Here is an 18,596-nt window from a genome sequence, read left to right on the forward strand (position 1 = left end):
CAGGGAAGGAGTGGCCTCACGCCACTCCTTCCCTGCTGTTGCGCGTGGACCGAGGGGGATGCCGCCTCAGCAGCCCAGGTCGACGCCACGGGCCCGCATGAACGGGGCCGGGTCGATCTGGTTCCACATGCCCTGGTGCACCTCGAAGTGCAGGTGCGGACCGGTGGAATCGCCGGTGGCGCCCTCGTACCCGATGACCTGGCCGGCCTTGACCTTCTGGCCGACGGTGACAGCGATGCGGCTCTGGTGGGCGTAGTGGGTCAGGTACCCGTTGCCGTGGTCGATGAAGACGGAGTTGCCGTACCCGTCGGAGGCGTCGCCGGCCTGGGTCACGGTGCCGGCGGCCGCTGCGTGGATCGGCGTGCCGGAGGGCAGCGCCAGGTCGATACCGGCGTGCAGGGTGCCCCAACGCTGCCCGTAGCAGGACGTGACGGCTGCGCCCGGCATCGGGTCGACCCAGGCGGGTGTGGGCCTGGTGGTCTTCTTCGGCTTCGGCTTGGCCTTCGCGGCGGCTTTCTTCGCGGGGGTCGGGCTGGCGCTGACCGCCGACGGGCTGGGCGTCGGGCTGAGCGAGGGGGCGACCGGGGTGCTCGACCCACGGACCGAGCGGTCGGCCCGGCTCGCGGCCTCGGCCCGGGCCTGGGCGTCGAGGGAGACGGCGGCGGGTGCCGGGTGGTCGCCGCCTGTGGTGGCGACGGCGACGCCACCGAGGCCGAGGGCCACCAGGGCGGCGGCGTTGAGCACGACGAGGCGGTTCCGCCGGCCGGCGCGCTGCGGCTGCTCGGTGTGGGGGGTGTCGGGGGTGTTCTCGTTCTGGACGGGGCTGTCTTCCTGCACGGCGGACCTTCAGAAGTCGAGGGGCACTTGACCTCGAAATACTGGTGTCGGGCCGAGCCGGGGTGGGCGCGGGGACCGGGTGACCGCGCGGCGGGCGAAGTGATGGCTGCCCGGATATGACCCGCTCTACGGCGCTCTATCCGGAAAAGTGATCATGCTGTGTGGTGTCACCGGTCACAATCGCCGATGTGACCCGGGATACATCCACCCGGCCGAGGCAACGAAAAACCGCCCGGATCGACAGATCCGGGCGGTCAACGGTCGTTACACAACGTCAGCCGGCGGCTACCTCGCTGTAGATTGCCTCGACTTGCAGCTTGATGTCCACTCCGCGTTCCTGGAGGAACGGCACCGGGTCGATCGGCTGCCCCTTGACATGGATCTCCAGGTGCAGGTGGGTGCCGTACGCGTGGCCGGTCTGACCCACGAGGCCGAGCTGGTCGCCCGCCTTGATCTGCTGGCCTTCCTTGACGCTCACCGCGGAGGAGTGGCCGTAGATGGCCTCGCTGCCGTCGGCGTGCTGGACGATCACCGCGTTGCCGTACCCGCCGAACCAGCCGGCCTTGGTGACCAACCCGTCGTGGATCGCCACGTAGGGCGTGCCCTCGCCGGCGACCAGGTCCACGCCGGTGTGCATCTTGCCCCAGCGGACGCCGTACGGGGAGTTGAAGTCGTAGCCCTGCAGCGGCAGCAGCCAGACCTCGCGCTCGACGCTGTCCTTGCTGCGGCTGTCCCGGGAGGCGCGGTCGGCGTTGTCCGCACGGGCCGCGGCGTCCTGGCTGGTGACCGACGCCTGCTTGAGCTCGTCGAGGACCGTCGGGCTGACGTCCTTGGCGTCCGGCAGGGCGCTCGCGCCGAGGGCCACGATGCCGGCACCGACGAACGCGGTGGTGACGACAGCGGCGTAACGGCTGCGGGGTGGGGTGGGTACGCGGCGGCGACCGCGATATCGATCGGGCTCAGACGACAGGCGCTGGCGCACGCACACCCTCCGTTGTCGGGGTTCCGAAGCGGCCGGTGGGCGTCCCCTGAAGGTCCAGTGAGACGTCCGCTGACCGCGTCGTCACCCGTCCATGGACCTGATGACAACCGTGGACACGTTAGCCAACCGCCAGGCGAGTCACAAGCTAGACGGAAAAATTGGCGTGTCGATCTGTCCGTTTGCGTCCGTGATTGTCATGCATCGCGACGCCGAACGGTGCCCCCGTCGCTGCCCGTTCGTCGCCGAGCGTGACCGTTCCGGCGGAGTCGTCCGGCTTGACTCCGGGCAGTGTCGGGATGGTGTCCCCGGCCCTGCCGGCGGCGCGGTGGCGACGAAGCGGTGACGGCGCCAGGCCGGACCTCTCCGGGTTGCGCGGTGGACACGCCGGGTAACGGCCGGTGACGGAGCCCGGATTTCCCGGGCCGGGCCCGCCGGGTTACCGTTCGTTAAGGTGAAGGCGGTCAAGCCGGTGAAAGGTGTGCGCTGATGAGCTCTCGGATTCGGGTCGTCGTCGCGAAGCCTGGCCTGGACGGCCACGACCGGGGCGCGAAGGTCGTCGCGCGCGCCCTGCGGGATGCCGGGATGGAGGTCGTCTACACCGGCCTGCACCAGACTCCCGAGCAGATCGTGGAGACCGCCATCCAGGAGGACGCCGACGCGGTCGGCCTGTCAGTGCTCTCCGGGGCGCACATGACGCTCTTCCGGCGGGTGCTGGAACTGCTCGGTGAGCGGGACGCCCGCGACATCGTCGTGTTCGGTGGCGGCATCATTCCGAACGGCGACATTCCCGAGTTGGAGAAGCTGGGCGTCGCGAAGATCTTCACGCCTGGCGCCACCACTCAGGCGATTGTCGAGTGGGTCCGACAGAACGTGGCCCAGCCGGTTTCCTGAGGCACGCCAGTCTGCTGCGCCACCGATTTTGGGCACGGGGGAGGGGCCGGACGCACCCCTCACACGTCCGGCCCCTCTATGCACGATGCCCCGCCGCCACCCCTCGACCGACAGGGCATCGGCCGTATCCCGTCTTTGCGCTGTTCAGCGCTCCGACATCTGACTCAACGACGCCCCCACGGCAGGGTTACGCAAGCCGGACAACATCGCCCGGACGGTGGATGCCACCCGAGTCATGGCCGGAAACCGGCCACACCTGATCTCCGGTTGTGCATTACCGCACACCGTGCACCCGCTCGGTTGCCGGTGGTGCCGACCTCGCTAGGCTGCGGCCAATGGCCTGTTTCAACTGATGACAGGCGTCAAACTGTTTTCTGAACGCTGGTGGCGGCGCGACGGCGCGCCGCGGAGACGGGACGGGACGCGCAATCGTGGACCTGTACGAGTACCAGGGGCGGGACCTGTTCGAGCGGCACGGCTTGCCCGTGCTGGCCGGCGGCGTCGCCACTACCCCGGAAGAGGCCCGCGCGATCGCCGAACGCCTTGGCGGCCGTGTGGTCGTCAAGGCGCAGGTAAAGGTCGGCGGCCGAGGTAAGGCCGGCGGCGTCAAACTGGCCGAGGGCCCGGATGAGGCGGTGGCCCGGGCCACCGACATCCTCGGCATGGACATCAAGGGTCACACCGTCCACAAGGTCATGATCACGGTGACCGCGGACGTGGCCGAGGAGTACTACTTCTCGTACCTGCTCGACCGGGCGAACCGCACCTTCCTCTGCATCGCCAGCGTCGCCGGCGGCATGGACATCGAGCAGGTCGCCGCCGAGACCCCCGACAAGGTCGTGAAGGCCCCGATCGACGCCGTGAAGGGCGTGGACGAGGCCAAGGCCCGCGAGATCGTGACCGCTGCCGGCTTCCCGGCCGAGGTCGCCGACCAGGTGGTCGAGATCGCCGTCGGCCTGTGGCAGGCGTTCGTCGCCGAGGACGCCACCCTGGTCGAGGTCAACCCGCTCGCCAAGAACGGCGACGGCCGGATGCTGCTGCTCGACGCCAAGATCAGCCTCGACGAGAACGCGGGGTTCCGGCACCCGGACCACGAGGCGCTCGTCGACCAGGCCGCTGTGGACCCGCTGGAGCAGGCCGCCAAGGCCAAGGACCTCAACTACGTCAAGCTCGACGGCGAGGTCGGCATCATCGGCAACGGCGCGGGTCTGGTCATGTCGACCCTCGACGTGGTCGCGTACGCCGGTGAGCGGCACGGCAACGTCAAGCCGGCCAACTTCCTCGACATCGGCGGCGGCGCGAGCGCCGCAGTGATGGCGAACGGGCTGGAGATCGTGCTGTCCGACCCGGCCGTGAAGAGCGTCTTCGTCAACGTCTTCGGCGGCATCACCGCCTGCGACGAGGTCGCCAACGGCATCATCCAGGCGTTGGCCCTGCTCGAGCAGCGCGGCGAGCAGGTCACCAAGCCGCTCGTCGTCCGTCTCGACGGCAACAACGCCGAGGCTGGCCGGGCGATCCTGGACAGCGCGAACAACCCGCTCGTGCAGCGGGTGGACACCATGGACGGTGCGGCCGAGCGGGCCGCCGAGCTGGCAGCTGCGGGGGTCTGATCATGGCTATCTGGCTGACCAAGGACTCGAAGGTCATCGTCCAGGGGATGACCGGTTCCGAGGGTTCCAAGCACACCCGGCGGATGCTGGCCGCCGGCACCAACGTGGTGGGTGGCGTCAACCCGCGCAAGGCGGGCCAGACTGTCGACTTCGACGGCACCGAGCTGCCGGTCTTCGCGTCCGTCGCGGACGCGATGGCCGAGACCGGGGCCGACGTCACAGTCATCTTCGTGCCGCCGCAGTTCACCAAGGCCGCCGTGGTCGAGGCGATCGACGCCGCGATCCCGCTGGCCGTGGTGATCACCGAGGGCGTCCCGGTGCACGACACCGCCTCGTTCTGGGCGTACAACGTGGCGCAGGGCGAGCAGACCCGGATCATCGGGCCGAACTGCCCGGGCATCGCCTCGCCGGGCGCGTCCAACGCCGGCATCATCCCGGCCGACATCACCGGCTCCGGCCGGATCGGCCTGGTCAGCAAGAGCGGCACGCTGACCTACCAGATGATGTACGAGCTGCGCGACATCGGTTTCTCCACCTGCGTCGGCATCGGCGGTGACCCGATCATCGGGACCACCCACATCGACGCCCTCGCGGCGTTCGAGGCCGACCCGGATACCGACGCCATCGTCATGATCGGTGAGATCGGTGGCGACGCCGAGGAGCGGGCCGCCGAGTTCATCAAGGCCAACGTCACCAAGCCGGTGGTCGGCTACATCGCCGGCTTCACCGCTCCGCCCGGCAAGACCATGGGTCACGCCGGGGCGATCATCTCCGGCTCCGCCGGTACCGCCGAGGCGAAGCAGGCGGCGCTGGAGGCCGTCGGCGTCAAGGTCGGCAAGACGCCGACCGAGACCGCGAAGCTGATGCGGGAGATCATGTCCGGCAACTGAGCCGGTCAGGCATGACGAAGGGGGTCGACCGGTCACGGTCGACCCCCTTCGGCGTACGCGTCAGTCGTTGTTCCAGAACGGGTAGTTGCCGGTCGAGCGCAGGATCGCCCCGCCGATGATGTTGATCACGCCGAACGCGATGGCGAGGTAACCGAGCAGCGGGGACTGCCCGTACCGCCGGGCGTCGCGGATGGACAGGTAGCCGAAGACGATGCCGAAGATGCCGCAGCAGATCAGCCCCAGCACGATGCCCAGCACGCCCCAGAGGGTGGTCCGGTCGCGTCCTCGGGCCGGTGGTGGTGGGGGAGGCGGGTATGGCGTCGTCACAGCGTCCTCCGAGCGGTCATGGGCGACGTGCCGGCCCGGACCGCGACCGGCGGGCCCGTCCCGGGTGGCGGCGACTCGCGCCCCCTCAGGGCCGAGGCTAGACCGGCCCGGGTGGGCAGGACGTCGGTTCGGTGAACTCGCCGACCTTAGGAGGGGTTAACGGACTGCCACCGCCCGCGCGACGTGCCAGAGTAGAGCGGATGTCCCCCGTCACCCCTGATCGTCCCAGCCGTCCCGGCGGTGTGAGCGCCGACGACCGGCCGGTCGACCGCGCCGCACCGGCCCGGCGGGTGCCCGCGCCTCGCGCGGGCGGGTCGCCGCGCGGGCGGGCGCCGTTGCCCGTCGCCGCCGGGGTGGCCGCCTGCTGGGCCGCCCTCACCTCCTACCTGCCGGTCGCCATCGTGCTCGGCCTGGTGCAGCTCGGCGCGGACTCCACCACAGTGACCGGCACCCTGCGCACCGCGCTGGCCGGCTGGCTGCTCGGGCACGGCGTGCCCCTGCACACCGAGACCGGGCCACTCGGGCTCGTCCCGCTGGCGCTGACAGTGCTCGCGCTCTGGCGGCTGACCCGCGCCGGCGTGCACGTCAGCCGCGCGATCGGTGCTCGCGACACCCGCTCACCGCGCCGGGCACTGCTCGCCGCGGTAGCGGTCGGCATCGCGTACGCGCTGCTCGGCGCGCTCGCGGCGGTGCTGGTCGGCACGGGTGGGCCGAATGTGTCGCTGATCCGGGCGGGCGCCACGTTCGCGGCGGTCGGCACACTCGCCGCGCTGGTCGGCGCGGTCCGGATCACCGCAGTGACCCGGCTGCTCGTCACCCAGCTTCCGGGCCCGGTGCGCGACGGGGTTCGCACCGGCCTGGTGGCCGGGCTGCTGCTGCTCGGCGCGGGCGCGGGCGCAGCCGGCCTGGCGGTGGCCACCGGCGGCGGCGACGCGGCCGACATGATCGGGGCGTACCGGACCGGAGTCGCCGGGCAGGCCGGCATCACTCTGGTCAGCGTCGCGTACGCGCCCAACGCGGCGGTCTGGTCGACCAGTTACCTGCTCGGGCCGGGGTTCGCCGTCGGGACCGACACCGCGGTCCGTACCAGCGAGGTGTCGGTCGGCGCGCTGCCGGCCGTGCCGCTGCTCGCTGGCCTGCCGCGTGGCCCGGTGGACGGCTTCGGCACCCTGCTGCTCGCGGTGCCGGTGCTCGCCGGGATGGTCGCCGGTTGGCTGCTCGCCCGGCGGGTGGCTCGACTCGCCGTGCCGGAGCGGGCCGCGCAGCGCTGGGCCGAGTTGCTGGCGCCGGCGGTGCTGGCCGGGCCGGTGGCCGGGGTGGTGCTCGGGGCGGCCGCAGCGGTCTCCGGCGGGCCGCTCGGCGTCGGTCGGCTGTCCCAGGTCGGGCCGGTGGGTTGGCAGGTCGGGGCGGTGGCGGCCGGTGTCATAGCGGTCGGCGCGCTGCTCGGCGCCGCCGCCACCCGGGCGCTGAGCCGCGGTCCCGCGCAGTAGAGCCGCCACCCGGGCGCTGACCTGTCGACCCGCGCTGTAGACGAGCGCGGGGCGCCCCGGGTGGAACCCGGAGCGCCCCGTCGAATCCGAGCCCGTCAGGGCTGGGTGGGCAGGTTGACCTGCGCCACGACGCTCAGGATGAGCAGCAGGATGCCCAGCCCGACGCCAACCGCGCCGCAGATCAGACCGGCCTTGGCCTGGCCGGCGTTGTTGGCCTGGCCCTGGGCCACCTTCTGCTTGGCGAGGTAGCCGGTCACGATGCCCGCGATGCCGACCGGGATGCCCAGGTAGAGGCAGCAGATCAGCGGGATCGACGCGATACCGAGGATCATCGACACCAGGCCGAGGGTGTTGTTCTGCCCCTGTGCCTGCGGGTACCCGGCGTTCGGGTAGGTCGGGCCGGCGCCGTACGGGGGCTGCTGCTGCGCGTACGGGTCCTGGTACGGCGGCTGCTGACCGTACGGCTGCCCCGAGGTGGGCTGCTGACCGTACGGGGCCTGCGGCGCGGCGTACGGGTCCTGCGGCTGCTGACCGTACGGCTGGCCGGAGGTGGGCTGCTGGCCGTACGGGGCGGCCGGCGGCTGGGGAGCGGTCGGGTCCTGGTTGGGCTGCTGGCCGTACGGGTCCTGACCGGGGTTACCGGGCTGCATTCGAGAAGCTCCTTGGACTGGTTCCGTCAGTTGGTGCTCTTTGTTTCCATCCATGATCGCGGTCAGTCCTCCCAAAGCCCAGTACAGCAACAGGACGACATGTCTCCCAAAGCAGGCAAAAGGCCCTTGTCAACCGCTTGGTGTGCCGGATCAGGGGCGGTGTGTGGGCCGGCGCGGCGTTCGGCCCGAGCGAGCGGCAGCGTACCGGGTCGACGCACGTCGGCACTGCCGAAGATCGGCGTACCGCCCAGTCGAAGGGTGTCCCTGACCTGCCCGATAGGGTGGCCCGGTGACCGAGCCCGCGCCTGTCGCCCGCATCGTCGTCCTCATCTCCGGCTCCGGGAGCAACCTTCAGTCGCTGCTGGATGCCGCCGCCGACCCCGCGTACGGCGCACAGGTCGTCGCGGTCGGCGCGGACCGCGACGGCATCGCGGGCCTGGACCGGGCCGAAGCGGCGGGGGTGCCGACCTTCGTCGAGCGGGTCCGCGACCACGACACCCGGGAAGACTGGGACCGCGCGCTCACCGCGCACGTCGCGAAGCACCAACCCGACCTGGTCATCTCCGCCGGTTTCCTCAAGCTGGTCGGCCCGCACTTCCTCGCCGCCTTCGGTGACCGCTACCTGAACACCCACAACACGCTGCTGCCGGCGTTTCCCGGCATCCACGGCCCGCGTGACGCCCTCGCCTACGGCGTGAAGCTCACCGGAGCCACCCTCTTCTTCGTCGACGCCGGCATGGACACCGGGCCGATCGTCGCGCAGGTCGCGGTGCCGGTGCTGGACGACGACGACGTCGACACGCTCACCGAGCGCATCAAGGAAGCCGAGCGACGCCAGCTCGTCGAGCAGGTCGGTCGGCTGGTCCGTGAAGGCTGGACCATCACCGGAAGGAAGGTCACGGTTCCGTGAGTCCCACTCAGGACGGGCGCCGCCCGATCAGGCGGGCGCTGGTCAGCGTCTACGACAAGACCGGGCTGGTCGAGCTGGCTCAGGCCCTGCACGCGGCCGGTGTGGAGATCGTGTCCACCGGCAGCACGGCGGGCACCATCGCGGCAGCCGGGGTGCCGGTGACGTCGGTGGAGACGGTGACCGGGTTCCCCGAGGTGCTCGACGGCCGGGTGAAGACCCTGCACCCGAAGGTGCACGCGGGTCTCCTCGCGGACCTGCGCAAGGACACGCACGTGGCGCAGCTCGACGAGTTGGGCGTGGCGGCGTTCGACCTGCTGGTCTCCAACCTCTACCCCTTCCAGGCGACCGTCGCCTCCGGCGCCGACGTCGAGGAGTGCGTGGAGCAGATCGACATCGGTGGTCCGGCCATGGTGCGGGCCGCCGCCAAGAACCACGCCTCGGTCGCCGTGCTCACCGACCCGGCCGGTTATCCGGCGTTGCTCGGCGCGCTCAGCGAGGGTGGCTTCACAATGGCCCAGCGTCGTGCGCTGGCCGCTCGGGCGTTCGCCGACATCGCCGAGTACGACGTCGCGGTGGCCCAGTGGTGCGCCCAGGAGTTGGCCCCGGCCGACGACTGGTGGCCGCAGTTCGCCGGGCTGGCGCTGCGCAAGTCGACAGCGCTGCGCTACGGCGAGAACCCGCACCAGCCCGCCGCGCTCTACACCGACCCGGACGCCCCGGCCGGGCTGGCCCAGGCCGAGCAGCTGCACGGCAAGGAGATGTCGTACAACAACTACGTCGACGCCGACGCCGCCTGGCGGGCCGCGAACGACTTCGCCGACCAGCCGGCGGTGGCGATCATCAAGCACGCCAACCCGTGCGGCATCGCGGTCGGCGCGGACGTCGCCGAGGCGCACCGCCGGGCGCACGCCTGCGACCCGGTGTCGGCGTACGGCGGTGTCATCGCTGTCAACCGGTCGGTCTCGGTCGAGTTGGCCCGGCAGGTCGCCGAGATCTTCACCGAGGTGGTGGTCGCCCCCGGCTTCGACGAGGGCGCGGTCGAGGTGTTGCAGGGCAAGAAGAACATCCGGCTGTTGCGGGCACCGGCCTGGAAGCCGGCGCTGGTGGAGTTGCGGCCGGTGACCGGTGGTGTGCTGGCCCAGGTCGCCGACCGGGTGAACGCCCCCGGCGACGACCCGGCGAGTTGGCAGTTGGTTACCGGCGAGGCCGCCGACGAGGAGCTGCTGCGGGACCTCGCGTTCGCCTGGCGGGCGGTCCGCGCGGTGAAGAGCAACGCGATCCTGCTCGCCAAGGACGGCGCCACCGTCGGCGTGGGCATGGGCCAGGTCAACCGGGTCGACTCGGCGCAGCTCGCGGTCAGCCGCGCCGGCGCCGACCGGGCCCGCGGCTCGGTCGCCGCCTCGGACGCGTTCTTCCCGTTCGCCGACGGCCCGCAGATCCTCATCGACGCCGGTGTCCGCGCCATCGTGCAGCCCGGCGGCTCCATCCGCGACGAAGAAGTCATCGAAGCGGCCAAGAAGGCCAACGTAACCATGTACCTAACCGGCACCCGCCACTTCTACCACTAACCCCACCCCGGCTCCCCGTCCCACCGGCGCTCGACCCCGTCGATCATGAAGTTGTTGCCCCGCACGTCGGCGTGTCAGGGCAATAACTTCATGATCAACCGCAGGGGTCCGGCGCGGTCAGGCCGGGGTGGGGCGGAGTTCGGCGAAGTGGCAGGCGGAGGGGTGGGGGTCGGCTGCCCGCGGGACCGTCGCCGGGTCTTCGACGGCACAGATGTCCTGGGCCTTCCAGCAGCGGGTCCGGAAGTGGCACCCGCTCGGCGGGTCGGCCGGGCTGGGCACGTCGCCGACCAGCCGGATCATGTTGCGCTGGTCGCGGGCCTCCGGGTCCGGCACCGGCACGGCAGAGAGCAGAGCCTGGGTGTACGGGTGGGTGGCCCGCTCGTAGATCTCGTCCTCGGTGCCGATCTCGACGATCCGGCCGAGGTACATCACCGCGACGCGGTCGGCGATGTGCCGCACCACCGACAGGTCGTGCGCGATGAAGATGTACGAGAGCCCCAGCTCGCCCTGCAACTGCTTGAGCAGGTTGATCACCTGGGCCTGGATGGAGACGTCGAGCGCCGACACCGGCTCGTCGCAGACGATCACCTCGGGCTTCAGCGCGAGGGCGCGGGCGATGCCGATGCGCTGACGCTGACCGCCGGAGAACTGGTGTGGGTACCGGTTGATGTGCTCCGGGTTGAGCCCGACCAGGTCCAACAGCTCCTGGACCCGCTTGGCCTTGCTGCCCTTCGGCGCGGCATCCGGGTGGATCTCGAACGGCTCGCCGATGATGTCGCCGACGGTCATCCGCGGGTTCAGCGAGGTGTACGGGTCCTGCATCACCATCTGCATGTTGCGGCGCAGCCGGCGCAGCTCAGCCCCGGAAGCCTTGAACAGGTCCTTGCCCTCCAGGGTGGCGCGTCCGGAGGTGGGCGTCTCCAACCGCATCAGCAGCCGGGCGAGGGTGGACTTGCCGCAGCCGGACTCGCCGACCACGCCGAGCGTCTCACCCCGACGCAGCTCGAAGCTCACCCCGTCGACGGCCTTCACCGCCCCGATCTGCCGCTGGAACAGCACGCCCTGAGTGATCGGGAAGTGCTTCACCAGGTTGTAGACGGAGAGGATGGTCTCGCCGCGGACCTTGGTGGGGTTAGCGGGCGACGCTGTCATCACGGACCTCCTGCGCGAAGTGGCAAGCGCTGGTCCGGCCGTCGCCGAGGACCAGGTCGTGCGGCACCTCGTCCACGCAGACCTGCTGGACGTACGGGCACCGGGGGTGGAACGGGCAGCCGGACGGGATGCGCATCAGGTTCGGCGGCAACCCCTTGATCGTCGACAGTTCCTGGCCGCGAACGTCCAGGCGCGGGATCGACTCCAACAACCCCTTGGTGTACGGGTGGGCGGGCGCCTTGTAGAGCGAGCGGACGTCGGCGTGCTCGACGATCCGGCCGGCGTACATGACAGCGATCCGGTCCGCGACACCGGCGACCACACCCAGGTCGTGGGTGATCAGGATCATCGCCATGTTGAGTTCCCGGCGCAGGTCGGCCAGCAGGTCCATGATCTGGGCCTGCACTGTCACGTCGAGGGCCGTGGTGGGCTCGTCGGCGATCAGCACCTTCGGGTCCAGCGCCAACGCCATGGCGATCATGACGCGCTGCCGCATGCCGCCGGAGAACTGGTGCGGGTAGTCGCCGATCCGCTTGGCGGCACCCGGGATCTTGACCAGGTCCATCAGCTCGACGGCCCGACGTCGAGCGTCGGCCCGGGACATGCCGGCACGCTGGCGCAGCGTCTCACCGATCTGCCAGCCGACCGGGAAGACCGGGTTGAGGGCGGAGAGCGCGTCCTGGAAGATCATCGCGATCTCCTTGCCGCGTACCTGCCGGCGTTGCTCCTCGGAGCGGGTGAGCAGGTCCTCACCCCGGTAGAGGATCTGGCCGGAGCGGACGAACGCGGGCGGGGTGTCCAGGATTCCCATGATCGCCTGGGCGGTGACCGACTTGCCCGAGCCGGATTCGCCGAGCACGGCAAGGGTCTCGCCAGCGTCCAGGTGGTACGACACACCGTTGATCACCCGGGCGACACCTTCGTTGGTGCGGAACTCGACGTGCAGGTCCCGCAGCTCCAGCAGGTGACCGCCCTCAGGTGTGGCAGAGGCGGGAGTTGGATTGACGGTCATGGTGTTCTCACCGCAGCTTCGGGTCGAAGGCGTCACGGATCGCGTCGCCGAGCATGATGAACGCCAGCACGGTCAGCGCCAGGAAGGCCGACGGGACGATCAACGGGGTGGCCGCCTCCCGCATGTGGATCCGGCCGGTGTCGATGTCCTGGCCCCACGAGATGGTGGGCGCCTTCAGGCCGATGCCGAGGAAGGACAGCGTCGCCTCGGCCGCGATGAAGGAGCCGAGCGCGATGGTCAGTACGACGATCGCCGGGGCCAGCGAGTTCGGCAGGATGTGCCGCCACATGATCCGGCTGTTGCCGGCGCCGAGCATCCGGGCCGCCGCGACGTAGTCCTGCTCCTTCGCGGTGATCACCGAGGACCGGACCACGCGGGCGGCCGTGGTCCAGCCGAGGAGAGCCAACACGAAGACGACAGCGCCGATCCGAGCCGCCTGGCTGTCACTGGACACCCGCTTGAGCAGCACGATCGCGGCCAGCAGCAGCGGAATGCCGAGCACCACGTCGATCACCCGGGAGAGCACCGCGTCGACCCAGCGGCCGAAGTAACCGGCCAGCATGCCGACCACCAGCGCGATGATGCCGGTGCCCAACGCGGCGAGCGCACCCACCAGCAGCGACGCCCTGGTGCCGTAGACCGCCCGGGAGTACGTGTCGCAGCCCTGGAAGTCGTACCCGAAAATGGCCCCGCCGGACGGCCCGGCGTGCTGCCGGGAGAGCAGGCAGTCGTTCGGGTTGTTGGCCGTGAAGACCCCCGGGAGTAGCGCCATCAGGGTGAAGATGACGACCAGTGCCAGCGAGATCCAGAAGATCGGGTTGCGGCGCAGGTCGCGCCAGGCGTCCCCGGCCAGGCTGCGGGGCTTGTTCGCGGCGCCGACCTGATTGGGCGTGCCCGGCTCCCCCGAGGGGCCCCGTCGCGCGGCCTGGTTCTCGGTGGCCGCCACGGTCTCAAAGTCACTCATGCCTGCACCTCGCTGCGCTCGGCGCCGGCACTGTCGCTGCGCTCACTCATAGCGGATCCTCGGGTCGAGTACGGCGTACAGGACGTCCACCACCAGGTTCGAGACCAGGTAGACCACGACGAGCACGCTGACGATGCCCACCACCAGGGGGCCGTCCTCGGTGCGGATGCCGCGGAAGAGGTTGAAGCCCACGCCGGGGATGTTGAAGACGCCCTCGGTGATGATCGCGCCGCTCATCAGGTTGCCCAGTTCCACACCGAGGAAGGTGACCACCGGGATCAGCGAGTTGCGCAGCACGTGGACGACGACGATGCGCCGCTTGACCAGACCCTTGGACCGGGCGGTCCGGACGTAGTCGGCGCGCAGGTTCTCCGCCACCGAGGCCCGGGTGAGTCGCAGGGCGGTCGCCAGCGACAGCGAGCCGAGCACGATGCCCGGCAGCAGGAGCGCGTAGAACGTCGGGTCGGAGCCGGCGGTGGGTGGGAAGAGCTGCCACTTGACGCCCAGGAAGTACTGCGCCAGCGGCGCCAGCACGATGGTCGGGATGCCCAGCACCAGCAGGGTCAGCACCAGCGTCGAGTTGTCGAAGATGCTGGCCCGGCGGATGCCGGCGAGCACCCCGGCGGTGACGCCGAAGATGATCGCCACGGCGAGCGCGATGAGCGCGAGCCGCACGGTGACCGGCCAGGCCTGCTGGAGGATGTCTCCGATGCTCCGACCGGTGAGCGACTCGCCCAGGTTGCCCTGGAGCAGGTCCTTCACGTAGTCGAAGTAGCGGTAGAAGAAGCCGCCGACGCCCGTCTGATCCAGGTTGTACTTCTCGGTCAGGTAGGCCCGTTGGGCTGGCGTCACCGGCCGTTCGCCGGCGAGCGCCTGGATCGGGTCGCCCTGCCCGGCGAATGTCAGCGCGTAGACGATCAGGGTGGTCCCGAAGAACGCCAGGACCATCTGCAGTAGGCGCCGCAGGATGTAGCGGAACATGCTTAGCAGTCTCTCCGGAAATGTGCGAAAGGGTCGCAGGACGGCATCTCTGGTCGTACCCGAAATATCCGAGACGTGCCGTCCGGCCCGGGGGAGCCGGCACCACCGACGCCGGGCACGCTGCTGCGGCCCGGCCCCGGTGGTGCGGTCCGGGCCACCCGGGCGTCGTCGCCCGGATGGCCCGCACCATGGTCAGCTCAGCTGGCTGCTTCGATCTTGACGAGGTTGACCCGCTGGAACAGGTCCATCTCCACGTTCTTGACCTTGGACGAGTGGCCGAACACGTTCTCGCCGAAGCGGAGCGGGATCACCGGCATGTCCTTGGCCAGGATGTCCTCCGCCTGCTGGTACTTGGCGATCGCCTCGTCCTGCGTCTTGGCGGCGGAACCCTCCTTGACCAGCTTGTCGAACTCCGGGTTGCTGTAGCCGTAGTAGTTCGACGAGCCGTTCGTGCTGTACAGCGGGCCGAGGTAGTCCTCCATGGTCGGGTAGTCCATGACCCAACCCATCCGGAACGCACCCACCGGCGTCTTCTTCTCGACCTTGGTCAGCAGGTCGGCGAACTTCGGCTCGGCCGAGCCGACCGCGTCGACGCCCAGGTTGGCCTTGAGCTGGTTGACAGTGGCGTCGACCCAGTCCTTGTGCCCGCCGTCGCCGTTGTACGAGATGACGATCTTCGACGGACCGCCGGCGGCCTGGTAGAGCTTCTTGGCCTCGGTCGGGTTGAACTCGGCGGCCTTGCCCGCGGTGTTCTCCCGGTAGCCCGGCAGGACCGGCGAGACGAACGAACGCGCCGACGTCTGCGAACCCTTGAAGACCGACTTGGTGATCTCGTCACGGTCGATCGCCATCGAGATGGCCTTGCGCACGTCCGGGCTGCTGTAGTCCTTGTCGAACGTCGGGAACGCGAGGAACTGGAACGACGACATCGGGCTGGTCCTGTACCGGTCACCCAGGTCGCTCGGCGCGGTGCTCAGGCTCTCGGTCGGGATCGTGGGCAGCACGTCCAGGTTGTCCGCCAGGACGTCCGCGTAGGCCGCGGTGAGCTGCTGGTAGATCCGGAACTCGATGTTCTTGACCTTGGGCTTCTCGCCCGGGTACGCGTCGTAGCGCTCGACGTCGATCTTGCTGTCGTGCTGCCAGGTGCCCTTCATCTTGAAGGGGCCCTGCCCGATCGGCGCCTGCTCGTAGGAGTCCTTGAGCACACCCGGGGCCGAGAATGCGGCGTCCGGCATCGGGTAGAACGAGGTGTAACCGAGCACCGTCTTGAAGTCGATGTACGGCTCGGAGAGCGTCACGGTGAAGGTGAGGTCGTCGACCTTCTTCAGACCGGACATCTCCTTGGCCTTGGGCGTCTTGCCCTGCAGGTCCGCGTAGCCAGCGATCTTCTCGAAGAAGTAGTTGCTGTCCTGACCGTTGGGGGCGTACGCGCCGTAGTTCCACGCGTTGACGTAGTCCTCGGACGTGACCTTCTCGCCGTTGTGGAAGGTGAAGCCGTCCTTGAGCTTGATCGTCCAGACCTTGTTGTCGGACGAGGTGATCGACTGCGCGGCGACCTCGTACGGCTTGTTCTGGGCGTCGTAGTCGACGAGCGGGCTGAACAGGCCGGTGAGCACCTGCGCGCCGGACACCTCGGTGGTGTTTGTGGGAACCAGGTGCTTCGGCTCGGCGATCTGAATGCTGACCACCGAACTGTCGCTGCCACCGGATCCACCGTCTCCGCCGCTGCCGCAGGCCGCGAGGCCCAGCGTCACCGCGAGCGGGAGGGCGGTCCAGGCGGCGAGTCTACGAACTCGCATTGAGCCTCCTCATCTCCTCACGCTGCGCAGTCAGGCCCGACGCTGGGTTACGCTGCGCAACAAGCGGTAACGGTAGGTCGGCGACGGGCCTTCGACAACGACGCGGTTGCGAGTGAGTAACGGTCCGGGGGTGCCCCTCTTGTCGGGGACGAGCGAATCTGCTAGCCCAGGCCGGGTTTAGCGGCGGTGGCCTGCGGAAATCGCGATGGTTGACGGCGCGTTTGGCCCCGCTCGGCCGTCCCAGCGCCGCCTGGGGCAGGCGTCCGGTCTCCGCAGTACCGACTCGGCCTGTCTGGTTCGACCGTGATCGAACCCACAGATCGTCACCGAAAGTGACTAGCAACACCTCACACACGGTTACCCCAGCGGCGGTCACCACACCGTGGCCGGCCCGCCCGATGACCGCCCCACCGAAGCGGACGGCGGACGGCCCGAGCGAGGTCGTCTGATCCGCAGGCGGTGGCCGTGAGACGATCTGGTCGTGACGGCGACGCTTCTGGACGGCAAGGCAACCGCAGCGGAGATCAAGGACGAGCTGCGCATCCGGGTGAAGGCACTCGCGGAACGCGGCATCACTCCAGGGCTCGGCACGGTCCTGGTCGGGGCGGACCCGGGCAGCCAGGCGTACGTCAACGGCAAGCACCGCGACTGCGCCGAGGTGGGCATCGCCTCGATCCGCCGCGAACTGCCTGCCGACGCCACCCAACAGCAGGTCGACGACGTGCTGGCCGAGCTGAACGCCGACCCGGCGTGCCACGGCTACATCGTTCAGCTGCCGCTGCCGGCCCACCTGGACACCCAGCGGGTGCTGGAGTTGATCGACCCGGACAAGGACGCCGACGGCCTGCACCCGGTCAACCTGGGTCGGCTCGTGCTCGGCTACGACGGTCCGCTGCCGTGCACGCCGCGCGGCATCGTCGAGTTGCTCCGCCGGCACGACGTGGCGCTGCGCGGGGCCACCGTCGCGGTGGTCGGTCGCGGCAACACGGTTGGCCGACCGCTCGGCCTGCTGCTCACCAGGCGCAGCGAGAACGCCACTGTCACCCTCTGCCACACCGGCACCCTCGACCTCGCCTCGCACACCCGGGCCGCCGACATCGTCATCGTCGCGGCCGGCGTACCGGGTCTGCTCACCGCCGACATGATCAACCCCGGCGCTGTGGTGGTGGACGTCGGCATCACCCGCGTGATCGGCGCGGACGGCAAGGGCCGCTACACCGGCGACGTGGACCCGGAGGTGGCCGAGACGGCCGGCGCGCTGGTCCCCATGCCCGGCGGCGTGGGCCCGATGACCCGGGCCATGCTGCTCACCAACGTCGTCGAGCGCGCCGAGCGCGGCTGACCCGCACATCGGCGGCGCCGAACCAGGACGGCGGTGACGTTCGCCCCATCCCGGCGATGGCCGCCGCCCCTGGCCTGATCGGTGCCAGGATGACTGATACGGTCCGGAAAACCGACTGGTATCAGGGAGTGGGACGACCATGGGTAAGAAGGTCACTGTCGTCGGGGCTGGCTTCTACGGCTCCACCACCGCACAGCGCCTGGCCGAGTACGACGTCTTCGACACCGTAGTGATCACCGACATCGTGGAGGGCAAGCCTGCGGGCCTCGCGCTCGACCTCAACCAGTCCCGGGCCATCGAGGGCTTCGAGACGAAGGTGGTCGGCGTGACCACCGGCCCCAACGGTGAGGGCTACGAGAGCATCGAGGGCTCCGACGTCGTCGTGATCACCGCTGGTCTGCCGCGCAAGCCCGGCATGAGCCGGATGGACCTGCTGGAGACCAACGCCAAGATCGTCCGCCAGGTCGCCGAGAACGTCGCCAAGTACGCCCCGAACGCCGTCGTCATCGTGGTCTCCAACCCGCTGGACGAGATGACCGCGCTGGCCCAGCTCGCCACCCAGTTCCCGAAGAACCGGGTGCTCGGCCAGGCCGGCATGCTCGACACCGCGCGGTTCAGCAACTTCGTCGCCGAGGCGCTGAACGTTCCGGTGGCCTCGGTCCGCACGCTGACCCTGGGCTCGCACGGCGACACCATGGTCCCGGTGCCGTCGAAGAGCACCGTCAACGGCAAGCCGCTGCGCGACGCCATGCCGGCCGAGCAGATCGAGGAACTGGTCGTCAAGACCCGCAACGGTGGCGCCGAGGTGGTCGCGCTGCTCAAGACCGGGTCGGCCTACTACGCCCCGTCCGCCGCCGCGGCCCGGATGGCGAAGGCCGTCGCGGAGGACTCCGGCGAGGTCATGCCGGTCTGCGCCTGGGTCGACGGCGAGTACGGCATCTCCGGTGTCTACCTGGGTGTCGAGGCCGAGATCGGCGCCGAGGGCGTCAAGCGGGTCGTCGAGACCGACCTGGACGCCGACGAGCGCGCCAGCCTCCTGGAGGCCGCCGAAGCCGTCCGCGCCAAGCAGGGCGACATCTCCAGCATGTAGTTCCCCCGAACCACAGCACCAGCGAAGGGCCGCGCGGCGGTGACCGCCCGGCCGACCACCACCCCCCACCCCCCCCCCCCCGAGCCCGGGGAGACGGGGTC

General features: G+C 70.0%; 17 protein-coding genes. 8 read left to right on the top strand and 9 right to left on the bottom strand.

Annotated elements, in window-relative coordinates:
• Positions 1 to 66: 66 nt before the first annotated feature.
• On the bottom strand, positions 67 to 837 hold the full coding sequence (locus ABZ794_RS16830; protein WP_357516163.1) for a M23 family metallopeptidase: 771 nt from the start codon (positions 835 to 837) through the stop codon (positions 67 to 69).
• A gap of 274 nt (positions 838 to 1,111) precedes the next feature.
• Positions 1,112 to 1,819, bottom strand: a complete 708-nt coding sequence (locus tag ABZ794_RS16835) for a M23 family metallopeptidase (RefSeq protein WP_210783373.1) — start codon at positions 1,817 to 1,819, stop codon at positions 1,112 to 1,114.
• 486 nt (positions 1,820 to 2,305) lie between these two features.
• Between ABZ794_RS16835 and ABZ794_RS16840 the strand changes: the two genes are divergently transcribed.
• The 3 genes from ABZ794_RS16840 (at position 2,306) to sucD (ending at position 5,210) form a co-directional block, all read left to right on the top strand.
• A complete protein-coding gene (locus tag ABZ794_RS16840) occupies positions 2,306 to 2,710 on the top strand; it encodes a cobalamin B12-binding domain-containing protein (protein ID WP_030491849.1) in 405 nt (134 codons plus the stop codon).
• A gap of 431 nt (positions 2,711 to 3,141) precedes the next feature.
• Positions 3,142 to 4,320 carry an ADP-forming succinate--CoA ligase subunit beta gene (gene sucC / locus ABZ794_RS16845; protein WP_210783377.1) on the top strand — a complete coding sequence of 393 codons (1,179 nt, stop codon included), beginning with the start codon at positions 3,142 to 3,144 and terminating at the stop codon, positions 4,318 to 4,320.
• A 2-nt stretch (positions 4,321 to 4,322) separates the two neighbouring features.
• Positions 4,323 to 5,210: a succinate--CoA ligase subunit alpha gene (gene sucD / locus ABZ794_RS16850; protein WP_357516166.1), complete on the top strand. Its 888-nt coding sequence runs from the start codon at positions 4,323 to 4,325 to the stop codon at positions 5,208 to 5,210.
• 60 nt (positions 5,211 to 5,270) lie between these two features.
• Here sucD and ABZ794_RS16855 read toward each other — a convergent pair whose 3' ends face one another.
• Positions 5,271 to 5,537: a DUF4190 domain-containing protein gene (locus tag ABZ794_RS16855; RefSeq protein ID WP_196919730.1), complete on the bottom strand. Its 267-nt coding sequence runs from the start codon at positions 5,535 to 5,537 to the stop codon at positions 5,271 to 5,273.
• 200 nt (positions 5,538 to 5,737) lie between these two features.
• On the opposite strand from ABZ794_RS16855, the gene ABZ794_RS16860 reads away from it, so the two are divergent.
• Positions 5,738 to 7,027 (top strand): DUF6350 family protein, encoded by a 1,290-nt coding sequence (locus ABZ794_RS16860; protein ID WP_357516168.1) that lies wholly within the window; start codon positions 5,738 to 5,740, stop codon positions 7,025 to 7,027.
• Positions 7,028 to 7,122: 95 nt separating this feature from the next.
• Here the strand turns inward: ABZ794_RS16860 and ABZ794_RS16865 are convergent, their stop codons facing one another.
• Positions 7,123 to 7,677 (bottom strand): DUF4190 domain-containing protein, encoded by a 555-nt coding sequence (locus tag ABZ794_RS16865; RefSeq protein WP_210783383.1) that lies wholly within the window; start codon positions 7,675 to 7,677, stop codon positions 7,123 to 7,125.
• Positions 7,678 to 7,966: 289 nt separating this feature from the next.
• Here ABZ794_RS16865 and purN point away from each other — a divergent pair, with 289 nt between their 5' ends.
• Both purN and purH read left to right on the top strand, forming a co-directional pair.
• Positions 7,967 to 8,587 (top strand): phosphoribosylglycinamide formyltransferase, encoded by a 621-nt coding sequence (gene purN / locus ABZ794_RS16870; RefSeq protein ID WP_112583771.1) that lies wholly within the window; start codon positions 7,967 to 7,969, stop codon positions 8,585 to 8,587.
• Entirely contained in the window at positions 8,584 to 10,155 is a 1,572-nt protein-coding gene (gene purH / locus ABZ794_RS16875) for a bifunctional phosphoribosylaminoimidazolecarboxamide formyltransferase/IMP cyclohydrolase (RefSeq protein ID WP_357516169.1), read from the top strand. Before purN ends, purH begins: the two co-directional genes overlap by 4 nt.
• A 117-nt stretch (positions 10,156 to 10,272) precedes the next feature.
• Here purH and ABZ794_RS16880 read toward each other — a convergent pair whose 3' ends face one another.
• From ABZ794_RS16880 to ABZ794_RS16900, 5 genes are all read right to left on the bottom strand, one after another.
• Entirely contained in the window at positions 10,273 to 11,307 is a 1,035-nt protein-coding gene (locus ABZ794_RS16880) for a dipeptide ABC transporter ATP-binding protein (protein ID WP_357516171.1), read from the bottom strand.
• The gene (locus ABZ794_RS16885; protein WP_210783389.1) at positions 11,288 to 12,319 is read right to left on the bottom strand and encodes an ABC transporter ATP-binding protein; all 1,032 of its coding nucleotides are present in this window, start codon (positions 12,317 to 12,319) and stop codon (positions 11,288 to 11,290) included. The genes ABZ794_RS16880 and ABZ794_RS16885 overlap by 20 nt, the downstream gene beginning before the upstream one ends.
• 7 nt (positions 12,320 to 12,326) lie before the next feature.
• Positions 12,327 to 13,283, bottom strand: coding sequence for an ABC transporter permease (locus tag ABZ794_RS16890; protein WP_145789084.1), 957 nt, complete (start codon positions 13,281 to 13,283; stop codon positions 12,327 to 12,329).
• 42 nt (positions 13,284 to 13,325) lie between these two features.
• Positions 13,326 to 14,264, bottom strand: coding sequence for an ABC transporter permease (locus ABZ794_RS16895; RefSeq protein WP_091406336.1), 939 nt, complete (start codon positions 14,262 to 14,264; stop codon positions 13,326 to 13,328).
• Between the two features lie 197 nt (positions 14,265 to 14,461).
• A complete protein-coding gene (locus ABZ794_RS16900; protein WP_210783391.1) occupies positions 14,462 to 16,063 on the bottom strand; it encodes an ABC transporter substrate-binding protein in 1,602 nt (533 codons plus the stop codon).
• A gap of 481 nt (positions 16,064 to 16,544) precedes the next feature.
• Between ABZ794_RS16900 and ABZ794_RS16905 the strand changes: the two genes are divergently transcribed.
• Together ABZ794_RS16905 and ABZ794_RS16910 are read left to right on the top strand one after the other, a co-directional pair.
• Complete coding sequence (locus tag ABZ794_RS16905) at positions 16,545 to 17,405, top strand: bifunctional methylenetetrahydrofolate dehydrogenase/methenyltetrahydrofolate cyclohydrolase (RefSeq protein ID WP_088950132.1); 861 nt, start codon at positions 16,545 to 16,547, stop codon at positions 17,403 to 17,405.
• A 139-nt stretch (positions 17,406 to 17,544) separates the two neighbouring features.
• Positions 17,545 to 18,495, top strand: coding sequence for a malate dehydrogenase (locus ABZ794_RS16910; protein ID WP_112583765.1), 951 nt, complete (start codon positions 17,545 to 17,547; stop codon positions 18,493 to 18,495).
• The last annotated feature ends 101 nt before the right edge of the window (positions 18,496 to 18,596 follow it).

The sequence above is a fragment of the Micromonospora sp. NPDC047187 genome (genome assembly GCF_040643355.1).
In the GTDB taxonomy this organism is placed as follows: domain Bacteria; phylum Actinomycetota; class Actinomycetes; order Mycobacteriales; family Micromonosporaceae; genus Micromonospora; species Micromonospora salmantinae.

Bases quoted from the DNA above. Each gene is read 5' to 3' on its own strand.
- ABZ794_RS16865 (WP_210783383.1), bottom strand. From the start codon at position 7,677: ATGCAGCCCGGTAACCCCGGTCAGGACCCGTACGGCCAGCAGCCCAAC.
- ABZ794_RS16890 (WP_145789084.1), bottom strand. From the start codon at position 13,283: ATGAGTGACTTTGAGACCGTGGCGGCCACCGAGAACCAGGCCGCGCGA.
- ABZ794_RS16840 (WP_030491849.1), top strand. From the start codon at position 2,306: ATGAGCTCTCGGATTCGGGTCGTCGTCGCGAAGCCTGGCCTGGACGGC.
- ABZ794_RS16910 (WP_112583765.1), top strand. From the start codon at position 17,545: ATGGGTAAGAAGGTCACTGTCGTCGGGGCTGGCTTCTACGGCTCCACC.
- ABZ794_RS16880 (WP_357516171.1), bottom strand. From the start codon at position 11,307: ATGACAGCGTCGCCCGCTAACCCCACCAAGGTCCGCGGCGAGACCATC.
- ABZ794_RS16895 (WP_091406336.1), bottom strand. From the start codon at position 14,264: ATGTTCCGCTACATCCTGCGGCGCCTACTGCAGATGGTCCTGGCGTTC.
- ABZ794_RS16885 (WP_210783389.1), bottom strand. From the start codon at position 12,319: ATGACCGTCAATCCAACTCCCGCCTCTGCCACACCTGAGGGCGGTCAC.
- ABZ794_RS16900 (WP_210783391.1), bottom strand. From the start codon at position 16,063: ATGCGAGTTCGTAGACTCGCCGCCTGGACCGCCCTCCCGCTCGCGGTG.
- ABZ794_RS16860 (WP_357516168.1), top strand. From the start codon at position 5,738: ATGTCCCCCGTCACCCCTGATCGTCCCAGCCGTCCCGGCGGTGTGAGC.
- sucD (WP_357516166.1), top strand. From the start codon at position 4,323: ATGGCTATCTGGCTGACCAAGGACTCGAAGGTCATCGTCCAGGGGATG.